The sequence below is a fragment of the Rhizobium sp. N731 genome (assembly GCF_001664145.1).
GTDB lineage: Bacteria > Pseudomonadota > Alphaproteobacteria > Rhizobiales > Rhizobiaceae > Rhizobium > Rhizobium esperanzae.
In genome coordinates this window covers 379337-397236 of the sequence record NZ_CP013606.1, presented here as the reverse complement: position 1 = coordinate 397236, position 17900 = coordinate 379337, and the positions used below count along the sequence as shown (strand labels likewise).

Sequence of the window (17900 nt, the reverse complement as noted above, 5' to 3'; positions counted from 1 at the left end):
CTTCTTCCAATATCAACAGGAGATTTCCATGAGCAATCCGGTTCTCGTCAATCAGATCATTTCCGAGTCCGATGTCGTCCCGCTAACCGGCCGTGTCGGAGCCGAAATCAAGGGTATCCGCCTTGGCGGAGATCTTTCGGATGCAACGGTGGCAGCCATCAACCAGCTTCTGCTGAAACACAAGGTCATCTTCTTCCGCGATCAGGGACATCTTGACGATTCCGAACAGGAAGTCTTCGCACACAGACTCGGGGATCTTGTGCCGCATCCAACCCAGGGACCGGTCGCCGGCACGGCTTCCATCCTCAATCTCGATTCCAGCCGCGGCGGCGGCAGAGCGGACCAGTGGCACACCGACGTCACCTTCGTCGACGCCTATCCGAAATTCTCCATCCTTCGCGGCGTCGTCATCCCGGCGGCCGGCGGCGACACGATCTGGTCCAACACCCATGCCGCATATGAAAGCCTGCCGGCGCCACTCAAATTGCTGGCGGACAATCTGTGGGCCATTCACAGCAACGCCTATGACTACGCTGCCGTGCGCCCTCGCGCCACCGCCGAAGAGAAGAAGCATTTCGAGGAGGTCTTCACCTCGACCATTTACGAGACCGAGCACCCGGTCGTGCGTGTCCATCCGGAAACCGGCGAAAGATCGCTGCTGCTCGGCAACTTCGTTCAGCGCCTGGTCGGCCTGTCGAAGAGCGACTCCGTAAAACTCTACGAGGTGTTCCAGTATTACGTCACCGCCCCGGAAAATACCGTGCGCTGGCGCTGGAGAGCGGGGGATGTGGCGATCTGGGACAATCGCGCCACCCAGCACTATGCCGTCAACGATTATGGCGACCAGCACCGCGTCGTGCGCCGCGCCACGGTGGACGGCGATGTCCCCGTCAGCATCGACGGCCGCCGCAGCATAACCCATGTCAAGGCCGCCAAGCCGCAAGCAAAGGCGGCGTAATCGCGCACATCAGTGTTGCCCGCCCATGAAGCGACAAGAGCTTCATGGGCCGGCCTTCGCAAGGGCAAACCGAGCCGCATGCCTTACGAGAAGGAAAGCTTCTCGCTCGGCCGGGTCAGCGTTTCCGGGCGCAGGACCGCATCGAGATGCTCCTTCTGCATCAGGCCGCGCTCGAGAAGGATTTCGTAGACCCCCCGCCCCGAATGATGCGCTTCCAGCGCAACTTCCGTGGCATTGCGATAGCCGATATAGGGGTTCAGCGCCGTCACGATGCCGATCGACTGCTCGACCGTCTGGCGCAGCCGATCACGGTTCGCAGTAATGCCCTGGATACAATTGGCTTCGAGCGTCAGGCATGCATTGGTGAGGTGGCTGAGGCTGCGGTAGAGACTGTAGAAAATCACGGGCTCGAAAGCATTCAACTGAAGCTGGCCGGCCTCGGCGGCCATGGTGATCGTCACGTCGTTGCCGATCACCTCGAAAGCGACCTGATTGACGACTTCGGGGATGACCGGGTTGACCTTGCCCGGCATGATCGAGGAACCGGCCTGCCGCGCCGGCAGGTTGATCTCGTTCAGTCCGGCGCGCGGCCCCGAAGACAAAAGCCGCAGGTCGTTGCAGGTTTTGGACAGCTTGACCGCTACACGCTTGAGCACGCCCGAAAGCTGCACGAAGGATCCGCAATCCTGCGTCGCCTCCACCAGATCGGGCGACGTCACCAGATCGACGCCGACGATCTCAGACAGGCGCTCGCGCACCAGTGCGGCATAGTGGGGATGGGCGGTGATGCCGGTGCCGATAGCCGTGGCGCCGAGGTTGATCTCACGGATCAGCGAGACGGCTTCGGAGAGTCGCGCCTCGTCTTCCGCAAGCATCAGCGCATAGGTTCCGAATTCCTGCCCGAGCGTCATCGGCACGGCGTCCTGCAATTGGGTGCGGCCCATCTTGAGGACGTCGGCAAACTCGATCGCCTTGGCCTCGAACGCCCGGCGCAGGACGGCCATGGCGTCGACCAGTCGGTGAACGCCGATCCAGGCGGCAAGCTTCAGCGCCGTCGGATAGACGTCATTGGTGGACTGCGAGAGATTGACGTGCTCGTTCGGATGCAGGTGCCGGTAATCGCCCCGGTTATATCCCATGATTTCGAGCGCCCGGTTCGCAATCACCTCATTGGCGTTCATGTTGGTCGAGGTGCCGGCGCCGCCCTGGATCAGATCGACGACGAAGTGGTCGTGCAGCGCACCGTCGCGGATCTCGACACAGGCCGCGATGATGGCGTCGGCGCGTGTGCGATCGAGAAGGCCGAGGCTTGCATTGGCCTGAGCCGCCGCCTGCTTGATCGCAGCGAGCGACGCGATCAGGTCCGCCGATTCACGCAGGGTCTGACCGGTGATGGGAAAATTTTCGACCGCGCGCAGCGTATGCACGCCGTAATAGGCCGAGGCCGGCACGTCGCGGTCGCCGATCAGGTCATGCTCGACGCGGATTTTCGCAATATCGGAGATAGTCATTGCTGAACTTTCGAGAGACGGCGCTGCGGGCCTGAACTGCGGCGGCAGGCCGTAGAGATCATGGGTTAAGACGCGGCGGAAATTGCCGCATCCGAATGTGTCATCGGGTCAAAGCCGCAGGACTGGAATTCTCTCCGTCCGGCTTCGATCCGCGCAGCTTGAACGGAAAGGATACGCCGCCCGTCGTGACACCCATCGTGTTCACGCGCCTGGGATAATGAAACTCCGCAAGCGGATTGCGGCGTTCCGGCGAAGCGATGCCAAGCTGCTCGAGGATTTCCGTCACGACGGCGTAGAGGATTTCGATGTTGCCATCCTCGATCTTGACCGAGATGCCGAGCGCTCCATCCGCCCCCAATCGCCTGGTATCATCCGAGGCGCGCACACCGATTGCGTAGCTGGCGTCGGCGCCGAGCTTGCCGATCATCGCGCCGTCGAATACGCGCATCAAAACCGTGCAGTAACGCCCCTCGCCCGCGACCAGTTCAGGATGGCGCGCCATCGCTTGGAAAATGCGAGCCAACGCTGCGTCTCGCGTCGACAAATCCTCGCGCCCCTCGCCTCCGTCGGCTGCCGAAGCAAGCTTGGCGTAGAGGCGCGCCAGGCGATCCAACGGAAAAGCGGGCGTCGGCAGATTGCATCCGTCGATCCCCCATTCGACGTCCTGCGGGTCCAGATCGCAGATCTCTGCGACCGTCCGCTTCACGACCAGCTGCATTGGATGACCCGGCAGGTGATAGTCGTCGGCGCCCGCTCCGATGGCCCGGGCACCGGCAATCATTCCGACGTGTTTTCCCGAACAGTTGCTGCAGACCGCCGTCGGCGTATAGTCCTGCTTGATCCAGGTGCGATTCACGCTTTCCGACAAGGACGGATGGCCGCCGCAACGAAGGTCGGCCTCCTCGGCCTGGATCTTCGACAGCATGGTCCGCGTCCGCGCGATATGGCGCTCTTCGCTGCTGTGGGAAGCGCACATCAGCGCGAGATCCGCATCATCGAAGCCGTAGCGCTCGAACCCATTCGTCTCGAGGATGGCAAGCGCCTGAGCCGGCTTCGCGGCAGACCGGGCAAGCGTCAGGCGCGTCGGGTTTCCCAGCGCGTAAAGCAGCCTGCCCCTTCCATCGACGACCGCCGCATGGACGAGGTGACGGTTCTCGACGATGCCGCCACGATCGGTGACGACGAAATCCTCATTCGGGATCATTTCTCTCTCCATTGATGCGGTGCCCCGGCGCCTTCGGCGCGCCGGGGTAAGCCCTGCTGCGTCGGTCAGGCCAGATCGAGACCGCCGCGGTCGTCGCCCTGTTCGGCCGCGATCATGTGGATGCGCTCCCGCATCAGAAGCCAGCCGACCACCAGCGCCGGAATGATCAGCAGCAGAGAAGCGACCGTATAGGTGCCGACAGGATAATCGAGGGCCATCAGGATCACGACGACCGCCAGGAAGCCCAGCGTCAGCACGCCGGTGTAAGGCGCGCCGAACATCCGGAATTCAGGCCGCGCCAGCTTGCCCTGACGTGACAGGTGCCACAGCTTGAGCTGGCAGAGGACAATGACGCCCCATGCAGCGATGATGCCGAGCGCGGCGACATTCAAGCCGATCTCGAAAGCTTCTGCCGGAACGACGGCGTTCAGCACGACGCCGAAAGCTGTCACGACAGCCGTCACCGCAATGCCGCCATAGGGCACGCCAGAGCTGTTCATCTTCGCCAGCGCGGCCGGCGCCGATCCCGAAATCGCCATGGAATGCAGGATGCGGCCGGTCGAATAGAGACCCGCATTGAGCGACGACAGCACCGCGGTCAGCACGACGAGGTTCATGACGACGTCGGCGCCCTGGACTCCGATCTTGCCGAAGAAGGTAACGAAGGGGCTCTCACCGCCCTTATAGGCGGTATAGGGCAGCAGCAGCGACAGCAGCAGAACGGAGCCGACATAGAAGACCACCAGGCGCAGCACGACCGTCCGGATCGCGCGGGGCATGACCTTGCGCGCATTTTCGGTTTCGCCTGCGGCGGTGCCGATCAGTTCGATCGAGGCATAGGCGAAAACCACGCCTTGTATCACCACCAGCGCCGGCAGGATCCCGCTCGGAAACATGCCGCCGAAGTCGGTGATCGTATTCAGCCCCGGAACGTGGCCGTCGATCGGCGTGCCGGAGACGACGAAGTAAACTCCGACGATCAGAAAGACGACGAGAGCGAGGACCTTGACGAGGCTGAACCAGAATTCCAGCTCGCCGAAGACCTTCACCGACAGAAGGTTCATGGCGAGAACGAGAACCAGCGCCGTCAGCGCAAATACCCACTGATCGATCATGGCGATCCATGGGACATAGGCCTTGAAGAAATTCATATAGAGAGCCACCGCGGTGACATCGGCGACCGCCGTCATCGCCCAGGTCAGCCAGTACAGCCAGCCGACGGCAAAGGCGAGCTTTTCGCCGTAAAATTCACGGGCATAGGAGACGAACGAGCCCGAAGTCGGGCGATGCACGATCAGTTCGCCGAGAGCTCTCAGAACGAGGAAGGCGAAAAAGCCGCACAAAGCATAGACGAGCACGAGCGCCGGACCGGCCGCGGCAAGCCGACCGCCCGCGCCCAGAAACAGACCCGTTCCGATGGCTCCGCCGATGGCGATCATTTGGATCTGCCGCGGCTTCAGCGCCTTTTTGTAACCGAGTTCCTCCTCGGCGAAGACCTGGCCGTCGGCCTCGGTTCTGGTGGATTCCATGACTGTCATTTCTCCTCCCTATCCTGGGTTTGGCAACCTCCCGGCCACCCCTCCGCGCAGTCGCGTCAAAGATGTCAATCTGCTATGCGGTCTGACAGGTTTGGATTAAATGAAGAGACGCCGGTCGGTCAAGGGCTTTCGTTCGATGTTGTGCATATAGGGACGCCGGTTGATCCAAAGGCAGCTGGGAGATGCCGGGGTTGATCCGGTACCCCGATCTCGCGGTATGAAAGAACCCGTTGGTCAGCGACCTTGTGACCGGGGAGTGTGACCAAAGGTCCGTTTGAAGGCGTGTCCGAAAGCGCTCTGAGAGAGATACCCGACTTCACTTGCAATGCGTGCGATGTCAGCCTCGGGCTCGCTCAGCCATTGCCTCGCCAAAAGCATTCTCCAATAGGTGAGATACTCTAGCGGCGGTCTGCCCACGCGGCGCGCGAAACGGGCCGAGAACGCCGATCGAGACATGCCAACCCTCGCCGCCAAGGTTGCGACAGTCCACGGGCGCTTTGTTTCACCGTGGATGACACGCAACGCTTCTCCAATCTGACGATCCGCCAGCGCACCGATCCAGCCAACGCAGGCGTCGCCCTGCTCGGCGACATAGGCACGGATTGCCTCGACGAACAGAACCTCCGCCAGCCTTGTCGTGACCAGTGAACCGCCGATGCGGTTCCGTCCGACCTCGCCATCGAGAAGCTCCAATGTCCGGGAAACTGCCGTCGCCGCGCCAGACGCGCCTCCGATAAGCAAGAAACGCGGAAGCGCGTCGAGAACAAAGTTGGCCTCGGCACTTGCGAACGTGATGCTACCGCCCATCAGAACCGTCTCATCACCGCCAAGACGGACGACGTCACGGCCGGATTCCGAGTACAAGGCTGCGCCGTCGATCGGCGTCAACTCCGGGTCGCTCGCCACGACATGGGCTGCGCTGCCGATCAGGAACACGTCGCCTTCGGTCAAATGCTGCGGAGGGTGGTCAGGCAAGAGAATCCAACATTTCCCCCGCAGGACGGCCACGAGCTTCAATCTTTCCTTCTCCGGGAAAGACAGGCTCCAGTCGCCGCTGGCTTCCAGACGGGTTCTTCCCCCGCTGCGTGCACCGAGAGCGGTGAGCACATCAGAAAGCGGATCTGAGCGATTCATGGACGATCGCGACATACTCATGGCCTATCGAGCATAGATCATCCAAGCCAGATTGACTACATCCAATTCAAAAGGAGACCAGCCATGACTATCGAAAACAAAGTTGTCGTCATAACCGGCGCGGGCAGCGGAATGGGATGCGCCACCGCCCTCCACTTGGCCGAACGGGGCGCTCGTGTCGTGTTGGGTGGACGAAGGGAAGATCGGATCGCGTCGGTGGCCGCGGATATCAAGGCCATTGGCGGCGATAGCGCATATCGCAGCACGGATGTCACCAAGCGAGAGGACCTCACCGCGCTCGTTGACCTGGCTTGCAGTGAATTCGGCCGGCTCGACGTCATCGTGAACAACGCCGGCATTGGCCCGTTATCGCGTTTCGATGCCCTGCAGGTAAATGAATGGGAAGAGACGATCGATATCAACGTGAAGGGGGTCCTTTATGGGATCGCCGCGGCGCTGCCGGTGTTCGGCAAGCAGCAGAGCGGCCATGTCATCACTGTCGTTTCGACCGCAGGGCTCCGGGTCCTGCCCAAGATGGGCGTCTATGCTGCCAGCAAGAATGCGGTACGCACGATCATGGAAGCGTTACGACAGGAGTCTGGACCAAATATCCGGGTGACGGAGATCTCACCGGGTGCGATCCAGACGGAATTCCTGAAAACGGTGGGGGACGAGGCCGAACAGGCGCGCCTTAGAGCATGGTCGGACAGAATTGCAATTCCTGCCGATTCCATTGCGCGCGCAATCGCCTTCGCCATCGACCAGCCTGATGACGTCGAAATCGGAAGCATCGTGGTTCGGCCAACCGCTCAGGACTAACAGTTGGGATTCAAGCCGTGATCTCTCGACAGACAGGATCTAGCGCGGTTCGCTGCCGATGAGACGGCTGACGGCCGTCTCCACCTTTTTAAGGTGGATTTCCATCGCGGCCCGGGCGTCGACCTCCGAGCCTGCGCGGATGGCTTCGACGATTGCGCGATGCTCATCGTTCGACTCCTGACGCCGCGGCCCGAGGACCGTCAGCAGCCCGGATTGCTGCGCCATGGCCTCGCGAACCTCGTCGACGATATCGCGGAAGACGGCGTTCTTCGACGCCGCCGCGATCAGCCCATGAAACTCCGAATCCAGCCGCACCCAGGCCTCGGTATTTTCTTCCTGCTCCATCTGGTCGCAAAGTCCGAGCAACCGGGATAGTTCGTCACCGCTTCGACGCATCGCCGCCCAGCCGGCGGCCGATACTTCGACGTAAGGCCGCGCCTCCATCAGATCACGCGCCGAATAATCGCCGTAACTAATATTTCCGTCGCCGGCAGCCGCGAGCACATATGTGCCGCTGCCCGTTCGTGTCTCCGTCAGCCCTAAAATCTGCAGCGAGCGCAGCGCTTCTCGGACAATCGGGCGGCTGACGCCGTATTTTGCCGCCAGCTTTGATTCTGACGGCAGCTTCGAACCGGCTGCAAAACGGCCGGAAAGGATGAGGCTGCGCAATTCCTCGAACACAAGTTCCGAGGCGCTTTTGCGACTGAGGGTCGCGGGATCGGACAGCCAGTTTTCTAGATCGTTCATCGCGTGTATTCGATCGGTCGCGCGCGATATCCTGGCGCAAATTTGAAATCATGCCTTCTCGGCCGCTCATCTGTCATCGGCAATCCCGATGATGGAGCGCTTGACCTCCAGCAGGTGCTCCGCCATGGCTGCGCGCGCATGCTGCTCGCTGCCCGCGGCAACCGCCTCCAGGATTCGGCGATGCTCCGCGTTGGACGCTTTGCGCCGGCCGCGAACATGCTCGACCAGTTCGGATTGCGTCGAGAGCGCGCCGCGAACATCAGCGACGACTTTCCGGAAGATCGCATTGCCTGAAGCCTCCGCGATTTCTCCATGAAAGACTGCATCCATCCGCACCCATTTCTGGACATCTTCCTCCTCGTCCATCCGGTCGCACAAGGATGTCAGCCGGGTCAGCTGCTCGTCCGAGCGCCGCAATGCCGCCCAACCGGCAGCCGGAATTTCGATGCAAGGGCGCGCTTCCATCAGATCGCGGGCGGAATAGGCGCCGCCGCCGAGTTGTCGTGCGGGGCTTTCCGAAACGACGAAGGTGCCGCGGCCGGTCCTGGTCTGCGTGAACCCCAGCGTCTGCAGCGAACGCAACGCTTCACGCACGATCGCCCGGCTGATGCCGTAACGTTCGGCGAGCTGCACCTCCGAGGGCAGACGGATCCCGAGCGCCAGTTTCCGATCGACGATGGCCGTGCGGATATCTTCGAAGACCGCTTCGGCAGCGTTTCTTCGGCCTATCTCTTTCTTCTCCGAGAGCCATGAATCCATATCCCGCATCGAAGGACGATGCGGGCAATCCCGAGAGCTGTCAAGCAACCGAACAGGCTGATCGGGAGCGGGCCGCCCGCGTGCGGCACGCGTCGCGGAAAGCGACTACCAGAGCTTCATATGGCGGTTGACGTCCTTGTAGAGCAGGTAGCGGAACCGGCCGGGACCGCCGGCGTAGCAGGCCTGCGGGCAGAAGGCGCGCAGCCACATGAAGTCGCCGGCCTCGACCTCGACCCAATCCTGGTTCAGGCGATAGACCGCCTTGCCCTCCAGCACATAGAGACCATGCTCCATGACATGGGTTTCCATGAAGGGGATCACCGCACCCGGCTCCAGCGTCACGATATTGACGTGCATGTCATAGCGCACATCGGCCGGGTCAATGAAGCGTGTCGTGCCCCAGCGCCCGTCGGTGTCGGGCATGGCGCGGATCGGATGGTCGTCCTCATGCGTGACAATCGCCGGCGGCGGCTCCAGTCCCTCGACTTCCTGAAACGCCTTTCGGACCCAGTGGAAGATGGCAGGAGCCGAACCATCGTTTCTGAGGCGCCAGGCCGAACCCGCCGGAATGTAAACAAAGGAGCCGGCGCGCAGCGCATGACTGACGCCTTCGAGCTCGACCGTCATGCCGCCTTCAACGACAAACAGCACCGCTTCGGCCCGCTTGTCGGGTTCCGGCCGATCGCTTCCGCCGCCCGGCTGAACTTCCATGACATATTGCGAGAAGGTCTCGGAGAAGCCCGAAAGCGGCCGGGAGAGAACCCATGCCCGCGTTCCCGTCCAATGCGGAAGGAGGCTCGTGACAATATCGCTCATGACACCGCGGGGGATGACCGCGTAAGCCGTGGTGAAAACGGCCCGGCCCGAAAGCAGCTGACTCTGCGGCGGCAGACCGCCGAGCGTGGAAAAATACTCTGTCTTGTTCATCGGTGCGGCTTTCCAAGCATTTGTCTCTGCATCTGCTTTATGCGCCGCTGATCCGTTAGGCAACTCCCAGCCCGGAGGAGCGATCGGCCATAACCAGATGGCCCGGCCCGACCTCGCGATAGGAGGCTTTCGGAGGGGCATAGTCGATCGGGCGCATCGGGCTCTTGATCTCGTCGTTCGCCACCATGCGCTTTTCGTGGCGGCGGTCGGGATCGGGCACCGGCACGGCGGCGATGAGTTTCTTCGTATAAGGGTGCTGCGGATTTTCGAAGATGGCGGCGCGCGGGCCGATCTCGACGATCTCGCCGAGATACATCACCGCCACGCGGTGGCTGACACGCTCGACCACCGCCATGTCATGGGAGATGAACAGGAAGGCGAGGTTGAGGCTCTGCTGCAGGTCGAGCATCAGGTTGATGACCTGCGCCTTGATCGAGACGTCGAGCGCCGAAACGCTTTCGTCGGCAACGATGACCTTCGGTTGCAGGGCGAGCGCCCGGGCGATGCAGATGCGCTGGCGCTGGCCGCCGGAAAATTCATGCGGGTAACGCGAAGCCATGTCGGGGGAGAGGCCGACCTTGACAAGCAAGTCCGCCACGACATCCCTCGCCTGTTTCGCATTGCCCATACGGTGCTCGAGATAGGGCTCGGCGATCGCAGCGCCAATCGTCATGCGCGGATTGAGGCTTGCGAAGGGATCCTGGAAGATCATCTGCACGGATTTGCGCATCTCGCGCAGATCCTTCCTGTCGAGGCCGAGCACCTCCCTGCGCTCGACGAGAACGGAGCCGGCCTGCGGCTCGATGAGACGCATGATGGCGCGCCCGGTCGTCGACTTGCCGCAGCCGGATTCACCGACGAGCGACAGGGTTTCTCCGGCATGCAGATCGAAGGAGACGTTTTCGACAGCATGCACGCGGCTGGTCAGCCGGCCGAACAGGCCGGAATGAATGTCGAATCGCTTGGTGAGGTTCCTCACCTGCAAGACCGGCGTTGCGGCGACGGTATCGGCAGCCTCGGCCGGTATGTTCGATTCGCCCGTCGCGGTATTGACCACCGGAAAACGCAGCGGCCGCCGCCGGCCCTGCATCGAGCCGAGTACCGGCACGGCCGAGAGCAGCGCCCTGGTATATGGATGTTTGCCGCGATGGAAGATATCGGCGGTGGGCCCGCTCTCGACCTGTTCGCCGCGATACATCACCACCGTCCTGTCTGCGATCTCGGCGACGACGCCCATGTCATGGGTGATGAAGAGCACCGAGGTCCCCTCCTCTTCCTGCAGCATCTTGATGAGATCGAGGATCTGGCCCTGGATCGTCACGTCGAGCGCCGTTGTCGGCTCGTCGGCGATCAGCAGTTTCGGCCGGCTGGCGAGCGCCATGGCGATCATCACGCGCTGGCGCATACCGCCGGAAAAACGATGCGGATATTCGTCGAAGCGCGAGGCGGCCGAGGCGATGCGGACCTTCTCCAGGAGCCTGATCGTTTCGGCCCTGGCGTCGGCCCGGCTGATATCGGAATGGCAGAGCAGCGCTTCGGAGATCTGATCACCGATGGTGAAGAGCGGATTGAGCGAGGTCATCGGCTCCTGGAAGATCATCGCCACCTCGTTGCCGCGCACCTGCCGCATGGCATGCTCCGGCAGGGCGAGCAGATCGCGGCCGCCGAGCATGACGCGGCCCTCGATGCGGCTCGTCTCCGCCTGCAACAGCCGCATGATCGACAGCGACGTCACGCTCTTGCCGGAGCCGGATTCGCCGACGATCGCCACGGTCTCACCGGGCGCGACGGTGAAGGAGACATCGCGCACGACCGGTTTCCAGGCGCCGTCGACCAGGAAGGACGTGGTCAGCCGGTCGACGGAAAGAACAGGGTTCAATGTCTCGATCGGCTGGGCTTGGGCGTTGGCCATGTCGGCTCCTCTTGCGGCGAATGAGAACGGCGGATCAATCCGGCCAGCGCAGCAATCCGTCGAAGCGGTGCCTGCTGCGGTTTTCGATCGGGGTTGCAATGATCTCGTTGGAGGCACGCGCCTTGTCGAACTCCTCAGCAAGACGGTTTGCGACGATCACCTCCTGGCCCGGATGCAGGTTGCACGGGTCGAGATAGAAATAGCGGTGCTCCACTTCGTGGTCGCGCACGATGATCGGCGGATTGCCTCTTGCCAGCGCATCGGCCAGATCCCAGGCGGTGATGTGGGCCTCCTCCGCATCGACGATCAGGCGCAGCCGGTCGAGAGGATTGTTGGTCGGGTCGGGCTCGATCAGCGCAGTGACGCCGGGACGGCCGTCGAGGGTGTTCTTCCAGAGATTGAGATAGCCGGTCTCGCGTTCGCGGATGCCGGCATGGTCGCGGCTTTCCCAGGCTTCCAGCGCCGCCATGACCCCGAAGATACTCTCCTTGCCGACCTTCATGCCGCGGCCGATGCCCATATTCTGCAGGAAGGCATGACGCACCAGCTCCTTGCTGCCGGCAACGATGCCCGAGGTCGGGCCGCCGAGAAATTTGTGGCCGGAGTAAAGCGCGATATCGGCCCCCTGCTCCAGGAAAATCCTGAGGTCGTATTCCGAGGCCGCGTCGACGATGACGGGCACGCCCCTGGCATGGGCGATCTCGACGAATTCCTTGAGGTTCAGCAGACCGTAATCGACGACATGATGGGAAACGACATAGACGGCAGCCGCGGTCTTGTCGGTGATGGCGTTTTCCATATGGAAGCGATGAGTCGAAGTCGCCTGTCCCACAAGCACGACCTTGCCGCCGGCAAGTCTGATCGCCTGGTCGACGGGCGCACCGTAGCTCACGACATGGCCCATCTGCACCAGCACTTCGTTCTTCTCGGACACGGCATCCGGCAGTTTCTCGATCGCAAGCAGGTTATCGCCGGTGATTGCTCCGGCGACGGCGAGCGAAATGCCGGCCGAGCAGGAGGCGGTGACGAAGCCCGCCTCGCCACCGGTCAGCCGGGCGATGACGCTGCTCGCCTTGCGCTGCAGGTCGTTGATCTCAACGAAGTGCGGCAGGATCGATGCCATCGCCTCGATCGCCTCCGGCACGACGATAGATGCGCCGAGGCTGGTCATCGTGCCGGAGACATTGATGACGGGGCGAAGGCCGAGCGAAGGTCTGATATCATCGGGCATGAAGATCTCCGGAAGTCTGGGGCGAAAGGCAGAACATGGCGCGGTCGTCCGGCAGTGTCGAGCAGCCGGAGCAAAAGCCTGGGTTAAAATAGAAAGAGCTCATCCGAAGACCACTCCAAACATGAAAGCGCGTCAGCCATGCAAGGCGACGATGGCCTCGATCTCGACGGTGATGTTGCCGGGCAGCGAGCCGAAGCCGACGGCCGAGCGGGCATGTTCGCCGGCCGCGCCGAAGACCGCGATCAACAGATCCGAGCAGCCGTTGATGACGCTCGGATGATCTTCGAACTCAGGCACGGCATTGACCATGCCGAGCAGCTTGACCACCCGCTTGACGCGGGAGAGATCGCCGAGCGCCTCCTGCATGACGGCAAGCAGGTTGATGCCCGTCAGCCGCGCATGCCGGTAGGCCTCCTCGACACCGACGCCGCCGCCGACTTTGCCCGCATGCAGGAAGCCGTCGGCCTCGCGCGGCCCCTGGCCGGAGAGGTAGAGCATATTGCCCTCCACCACATGCGTCACGAAATTGGCGATCGGCGGCGGCGGCGGCGGCAGCTTGATGCCGAGGGCAGCTAACCGTTGGTAAGGCGAGTTCTCGACCTTGCCGGCGGCTTTGGGAAATTGATTCACGCAAACTCCTGTCATGCGAATTTCTGATTGGCGAATTTTGGACTGGCGAATTTCGATTTGGATTGGCCGATTTAGGTCGGCGGATTAAAGGTCCTTGCGAAGTCTTGGATCGAGCATGTCCCTCAGGCCATCGCCGACCATCTGCAGCGACAGCACCGAGAGGATGATGGCGACACCGGGAAACAGCGTCATCCAGTCGGCCTGGCCGATATATTGCCGGCCGGCGGCGATCATCGTGCCCCAGGTCGGGATTTCCGGGCTGACGCCGAGGCCGAGGAAGGAGAGGCCGGCTTCAGCCAGCATGGCGCTGGCGAAGAGGAAGGTGGCCTGCACCAGGATCGGCGACAGCAGGTTGCGCAGCACATGCCGCGTCATGATGTGGAACGTCGAAATGCCGAGCGCCTTCGCCGCCTCGACATAGGGCAGTTCGCGAATGACAAGGGTCGAGGCGCGGACGATGCGGGCAAGGCGCGGGGAATAGACGATCGACAGCGCGATGATGACCGTCGTCAATGATGGGCCGAGGGCAGCGACGAGGGCGATCGCCAGCAGAATATCCGGGAAAGCCATCATCGCATCGATCAGCCGGGCGATCGGCGTATCGAGCTTCTGGAAAAAGCCGGCAAGCAGGCCGAGCGTCACGCCGATCACCGCCGACAGGCTGACGACCGCCGCACCAACGAGCAGCGACAGGCGGCCGGCAAAGATCGTGCGCGAGAAGACGTCGCGGCCAAACTCGTCGGTGCCGAAGAAGAAGGTGCCGCCCGGCGGCTTCAACCGGTTGACGATCGAAAGCTTGGAGGGCGAATAGGGCGCGACGACAGGCGCAAAGACCGCCAGCAGCACGAAGATCGCCAGGATCAGCAGGCCGAAGGCTACCGTCTTGCGCTTCAGCAGGCGGCGGACGAATTTGCTGCCTTCGCTCTCGGCGGGCTTGATTGCGATATCGGCCATCAGTAGCGCACCCTCGGATCGACCAGCAGATAGAGCATGTCGATCGCAAAATTGATCAGCACGTAGAGGGCGGCGATGACGAGCAGCGCCCCCTGGATGACGGGATAGTCGCGGCGCAGCACCGCCGAGACGACAAGATTGCCGACGCCCGGCAGGCCGAAAACAGTCTCGGTGACGACGGCGCCCGATATCAGCACCGCTGCTGTCAGGCCGAGCACCGTCAGGATCGGAATCAGCGCATTCTTCAGCGCGTGCTTGAGGATCACCTTGCGCTCGACCAGCCCCTTGGCGCGGGCCGTGCGGATATAATCGTCGCCGAGCACATCGAGCATCGAGGCGCGGGTGAAGCGCAGGATCAACGCCGAGGAGACGATGCCGAGCGCGAAGGCCGGCAGCGTCAGATGATACATGCGGTCGGCGAAGGTCGAGCCCGGCCCGGCATAGCCCGAGACCGGGAAGAGATTGAGCCTGACGGCGAAGAACTGCATCAGGATGAGGCCGAGCCAGAAGCTCGGAATGCTGGCGGCGAACATGGCGAGCGTCGTTGCCGCCTGGTCGACGAAGGAGCCGCGCCGATAGGCGGCGTAGATGCCGATCGGCAGCGCGATGACGCTGGCGATGGCAAGCGAAAACAGCGTCAGGAAGAAGGTCGGCTCGGCGCGGTCGATGAGCGCTGACGTCACAGGCATGTTGAGGAAGATCGACTGGCCGAGATCGCCCCGCAGCAGCTGGCCGATATAATACACATATTGCAGGCCGAGCGATTGATCGAGCCCGAGCCTGCTTCTCAGATCAGCGATATCCTGCGGCGTCGCATCCGGCCCGAGCATGACGGCGGCCGGATCTCCCGGCGTCACGCGCACGATGACGAAGACGATCGTGACGACGAGGAACATCACGACGACCATGCCGAACAGACGCTGGAGGATGTAGCGGATCATGAATGCTGGCCTTCAAGCCTTTGCGGATACGGCAGAAAGGAAGACCGGCGCCGGCCGCAAAGGGCCGGCGCCGGTGGTGATGGTTACTTCTTGATCGAGGCATTCCAGAAATACGGCCACGGAGCCGGATCGACGCCCTCGAGCTTGACCGATTTCGCCGAGACGGCGTTGAAATCGCCGATCTTCATCAAGGGCGCATCGGCATAGACGGCCTTCTGGACATCGGCCCAGAGTGCCACACGCTTCTTCGGATCGACTTCGGAGGTGAAGGCATCGACGGCGGCCTTGCGGGCCGGCGTATCCCACCAGCCGGGCGAGCTGGTCGAGAGCGAGCCGATCAGCGCCGGCTCCGGCAGGAAGGGGCTGTGGGTGATGTAGATATCCCAGAGTTTCGGATCGGTGCGGCGCTGCGTCAGCGTCGCCCAGTCCACCACCTGCATATCGACGGTGAAGCCGGCAAGCTTCAGATATTCGGCGGCGACCTGCGCCATCTTGTAATGGAACTCGTATTGGCGGCTGGTCAGGATGCGGATCGGCTCGCCATTGTAACCCGCTTTCTTGGCGGCAGCCGCCGCCCCTTCCGGATCGGCGACATTATAGGCGCCCTCGACGCCGGCATCCGTCGACCAGGCAAAGCTCTTGGGGTAGATGGCGCCGTCGAGTGCATAAAAATCCTTGCTGCCGAAAGCGGCGGCCAGCATGTCTTCCATGCTGAGCGCCTGGCGGATCGCCTTGCGAACCTCGACATTCCCGGCGACACCTTCCTTCGTGTTGAAGACGAAAACAGGATAGCCGAAGGGCTTCAGCATGACCGGCTGCGAGGCCGTCGAGCCCTTCAGCTTGTCGTAGGATTCGACCGGGATCGAATCGACATAATCATACTGGCCGGAGATAGCGGCCTCGACGCGGGTGTTCGGATCCGGCACCGGCACGAAGCGGATTTCGTCGAGATATTGATGGCGGGCGCCGCCATAACCATTGCTGTCGCCTTCGCGCGACTTGTATCCGTCGAAGCGAACGAGCTGGATATATTGATCGGCCTTGCGCTCCTTCAGCATATAGGGGCCGGTGCCGATGAACTCCTTCATCGGTTCGTCCTGCTTTTCCGACGGGATGATGATCGCCGCCGAATTGTTGAAGGCGAGCAGCGAGGTCAGCGGCGCATAGGGCTGCTTCAGCGTGATGGTCACGGTTGACGGATCGGCAGCAATGATCTTGTCGATGAAGCCCGCCACCTGCTTGCCGCGCGAGGCGATCTTCATCCAGCGGCCAAGCGAGGCGACGACATCATCCGAGGTCATGTCGCTATTGTCGTGGAACTTGATGCCGGTCCGAAGCTTGATCGTATAGGTTTTGCCGTCGGCGCTAATCTCGGGCAGGCTTTCGGCCAGAAGCGGCGTGACATTCCAGCTCTTGTCGAACGTGTAGAGCGTTTCGAAAATGTGCTGGGTGACGATGCCGACGAGATCGGCCGTCGACGACATCGGATCGAGCGTCGGCGGCTCGCCGATCGTCGCGACATTGATGACGCCGCCCTTTTCCTGGGCAAACAGGGTCGAAGGCAGAGCGACGAGCGCGGTGCCGAGCAGGAATGCGACAAGCGTTTTCATATGAGGGCTCCCGTTAAGTTCCACAATTATGTAATTCATCTTTTTGTAACAGAATAAGAGATGAAGTAATCGTGTCAAGCGGAAGCCCACGGATTATGTCGTGAGACGAGGGTCGCGACGGCCAACACCGCCGAACCGCGGGTGCGGCTGGCCGCCTTCGCGAAGCTCGCGCATTATGGGGGCGCTAAGAATCGGCAGCGCCCGCGGCTTCAATAAAGCGAGGATGGAATGGACATCGATTTCAACAACGGAAAATGGCTGAACGAACCGGAAAGCTGGCACGCCGACGCAACCGGCCTGACGCTGACGACAGGCGACAAGACCGATTTCTGGCGGGAGACCTATTACGGCTTCACCCGCGACAGCGGCCACTTCCTCGCCTTCCCCACCGCCGAGAGCTTCACCGCCCAGATCCGCATCCAGGGCGAGTTCCGCACCCTCTACGACCAGGCCGGCCTGATGGTGCGCCTCGACGAAAACCGCTGGGTCAAGACAGGCGTCGAATTCACCGACGGCGAAGCCTTCCTCAGCACCGTCGTCACCGACGGAAAGTCCGACTGGTCGGTGTCGCAGCCGTTCAGGCAACTCGAGGACTTCCACATCCGCGTCACCGTCGCAGGCGGCGCCCTTCGTATCCAGGCCTCCCGCGACGGCAACCGCTGGCCACTGCTACGGCTAGCGCCCTTCCCGGTTGCCGACCGATACGAGGTCGGCCCGACCGCCTGTACACCGGAGAGGAGTGGATTGACGGTGCGGTTTTCGGAGTTTTCGATCGGGCCGGCGATTACGACGGATCTGCATGATTTGAGTTGAGGAGCGCTGTGATGCGTTCAACCAGTTTTGTCGGAGGGAACGCGGAATGTCATTTTCGGGATGACAGCCGCGTCCTTCTCTGCGAAAAAGAGCGTGATGAGAGACAGGGGCGTTCGTCGATAGACGGGCTGAGAAGAACCCTTCGAACCTGAACCGGATAATGCCGGCGGAGGGAGTCGCTCGGGGCATCGCCGAAGACGCCGCCCCGTGCC

The 17900-nt window shown here is 62.1% G+C and carries 16 protein-coding genes and 1 riboswitch; of the genes, 3 read left to right on the top strand and 13 right to left on the bottom strand.

The window, feature by feature from the left end; translation table 11 throughout:
• Nucleotides 1-28: 28 nt before the first annotated feature.
• Complete coding sequence (locus AMK02_RS29330) at nt 29-958, top strand: TauD/TfdA dioxygenase family protein (protein ID WP_064808654.1); 930 nt, start codon at nt 29-31, stop codon at nt 956-958.
• An 83-nt stretch (nt 959-1041) separates the two neighbouring features.
• On the opposite strand, the gene aspA is transcribed toward AMK02_RS29330, so the two are convergent.
• From aspA to AMK02_RS29310, 4 genes are all read right to left on the bottom strand, one after another.
• Nucleotides 1042-2469 carry an aspartate ammonia-lyase gene (aspA, locus tag AMK02_RS29325; protein ID WP_064808652.1) on the bottom strand — a complete coding sequence of 476 codons (1428 nt, stop codon included), beginning with the start codon at nt 2467-2469 and terminating at the stop codon, nt 1042-1044.
• A 100-nt stretch (nt 2470-2569) separates the two neighbouring features.
• Nucleotides 2570-3673, bottom strand: coding sequence for an asparaginase (locus tag AMK02_RS29320; RefSeq protein ID WP_064808651.1), 1104 nt, complete (start codon nt 3671-3673; stop codon nt 2570-2572).
• 65 nt (nt 3674-3738) lie between these two features.
• Entirely contained in the window at nt 3739-5211 is a 1473-nt protein-coding gene (locus AMK02_RS29315; protein ID WP_064808649.1) for an amino acid permease, read from the bottom strand.
• A 234-nt stretch (nt 5212-5445) separates the two neighbouring features.
• Nucleotides 5446-6366: an AraC family transcriptional regulator gene (locus AMK02_RS29310; RefSeq protein WP_123876255.1), complete on the bottom strand. Its 921-nt coding sequence runs from the start codon at nt 6364-6366 to the stop codon at nt 5446-5448.
• Between the two features lie 63 nt (nt 6367-6429).
• Here AMK02_RS29310 and AMK02_RS29305 point away from each other — a divergent pair, with 63 nt between their 5' ends.
• Nucleotides 6430-7164 (top strand): SDR family oxidoreductase, encoded by a 735-nt coding sequence (locus AMK02_RS29305; RefSeq protein ID WP_064808647.1) that lies wholly within the window; start codon nt 6430-6432, stop codon nt 7162-7164.
• A gap of 39 nt (nt 7165-7203) precedes the next feature.
• Here AMK02_RS29305 and AMK02_RS29300 read toward each other — a convergent pair whose 3' ends face one another.
• From AMK02_RS29300 to AMK02_RS29260, 9 genes are all read right to left on the bottom strand, one after another.
• Nucleotides 7204-7911, bottom strand: a complete 708-nt coding sequence (locus AMK02_RS29300) for a FadR/GntR family transcriptional regulator (protein ID WP_064808645.1) — start codon at nt 7909-7911, stop codon at nt 7204-7206.
• A gap of 66 nt (nt 7912-7977) precedes the next feature.
• Entirely contained in the window at nt 7978-8679 is a 702-nt protein-coding gene (locus AMK02_RS29295) for a FadR/GntR family transcriptional regulator (RefSeq protein ID WP_064808644.1), read from the bottom strand.
• 96 nt (nt 8680-8775) lie between these two features.
• Nucleotides 8776-9597 carry a bifunctional allantoicase/(S)-ureidoglycine aminohydrolase gene (locus AMK02_RS29290; protein ID WP_064808642.1) on the bottom strand — a complete coding sequence of 274 codons (822 nt, stop codon included), beginning with the start codon at nt 9595-9597 and terminating at the stop codon, nt 8776-8778.
• Nucleotides 9598-9652: 55 nt separating this feature from the next.
• The gene (locus tag AMK02_RS29285) at nt 9653-11509 is read right to left on the bottom strand and encodes an ABC transporter ATP-binding protein (protein WP_064808640.1); all 1857 of its coding nucleotides are present in this window, start codon (nt 11507-11509) and stop codon (nt 9653-9655) included.
• Nucleotides 11510-11543: 34 nt separating this feature from the next.
• On the bottom strand, nt 11544-12740 hold the full coding sequence (locus tag AMK02_RS29280; protein WP_064808638.1) for an aminotransferase class V-fold PLP-dependent enzyme: 1197 nt from the start codon (nt 12738-12740) through the stop codon (nt 11544-11546).
• 132 nt (nt 12741-12872) lie between these two features.
• Nucleotides 12873-13385, bottom strand: coding sequence for a RidA family protein (locus AMK02_RS29275; protein ID WP_064808636.1), 513 nt, complete (start codon nt 13383-13385; stop codon nt 12873-12875).
• Nucleotides 13386-13454: 69 nt separating this feature from the next.
• On the bottom strand, nt 13455-14324 hold the full coding sequence (locus tag AMK02_RS29270) for an ABC transporter permease (protein ID WP_064808635.1): 870 nt from the start codon (nt 14322-14324) through the stop codon (nt 13455-13457).
• Nucleotides 14324-15265, bottom strand: coding sequence for an ABC transporter permease (locus AMK02_RS29265; RefSeq protein WP_064808633.1), 942 nt, complete (start codon nt 15263-15265; stop codon nt 14324-14326). The genes AMK02_RS29270 and AMK02_RS29265 overlap by 1 nt, the downstream gene beginning before the upstream one ends.
• 83 nt (nt 15266-15348) lie before the next feature.
• On the bottom strand, nt 15349-16875 hold the full coding sequence (locus tag AMK02_RS29260; RefSeq protein WP_064808631.1) for an ABC transporter substrate-binding protein: 1527 nt from the start codon (nt 16873-16875) through the stop codon (nt 15349-15351).
• Between the two features lie 228 nt (nt 16876-17103).
• On the opposite strand from AMK02_RS29260, the gene AMK02_RS29255 reads away from it, so the two are divergent.
• Nucleotides 17104-17688, top strand: coding sequence for a DUF1349 domain-containing protein (locus AMK02_RS29255; protein ID WP_064808629.1), 585 nt, complete (start codon nt 17104-17106; stop codon nt 17686-17688).
• 95 nt (nt 17689-17783) lie between these two features.
• Nucleotides 17784-17880, top strand: a riboswitch (TPP riboswitch).
• Nucleotides 17881-17900: the final 20 nt, after the last annotated feature.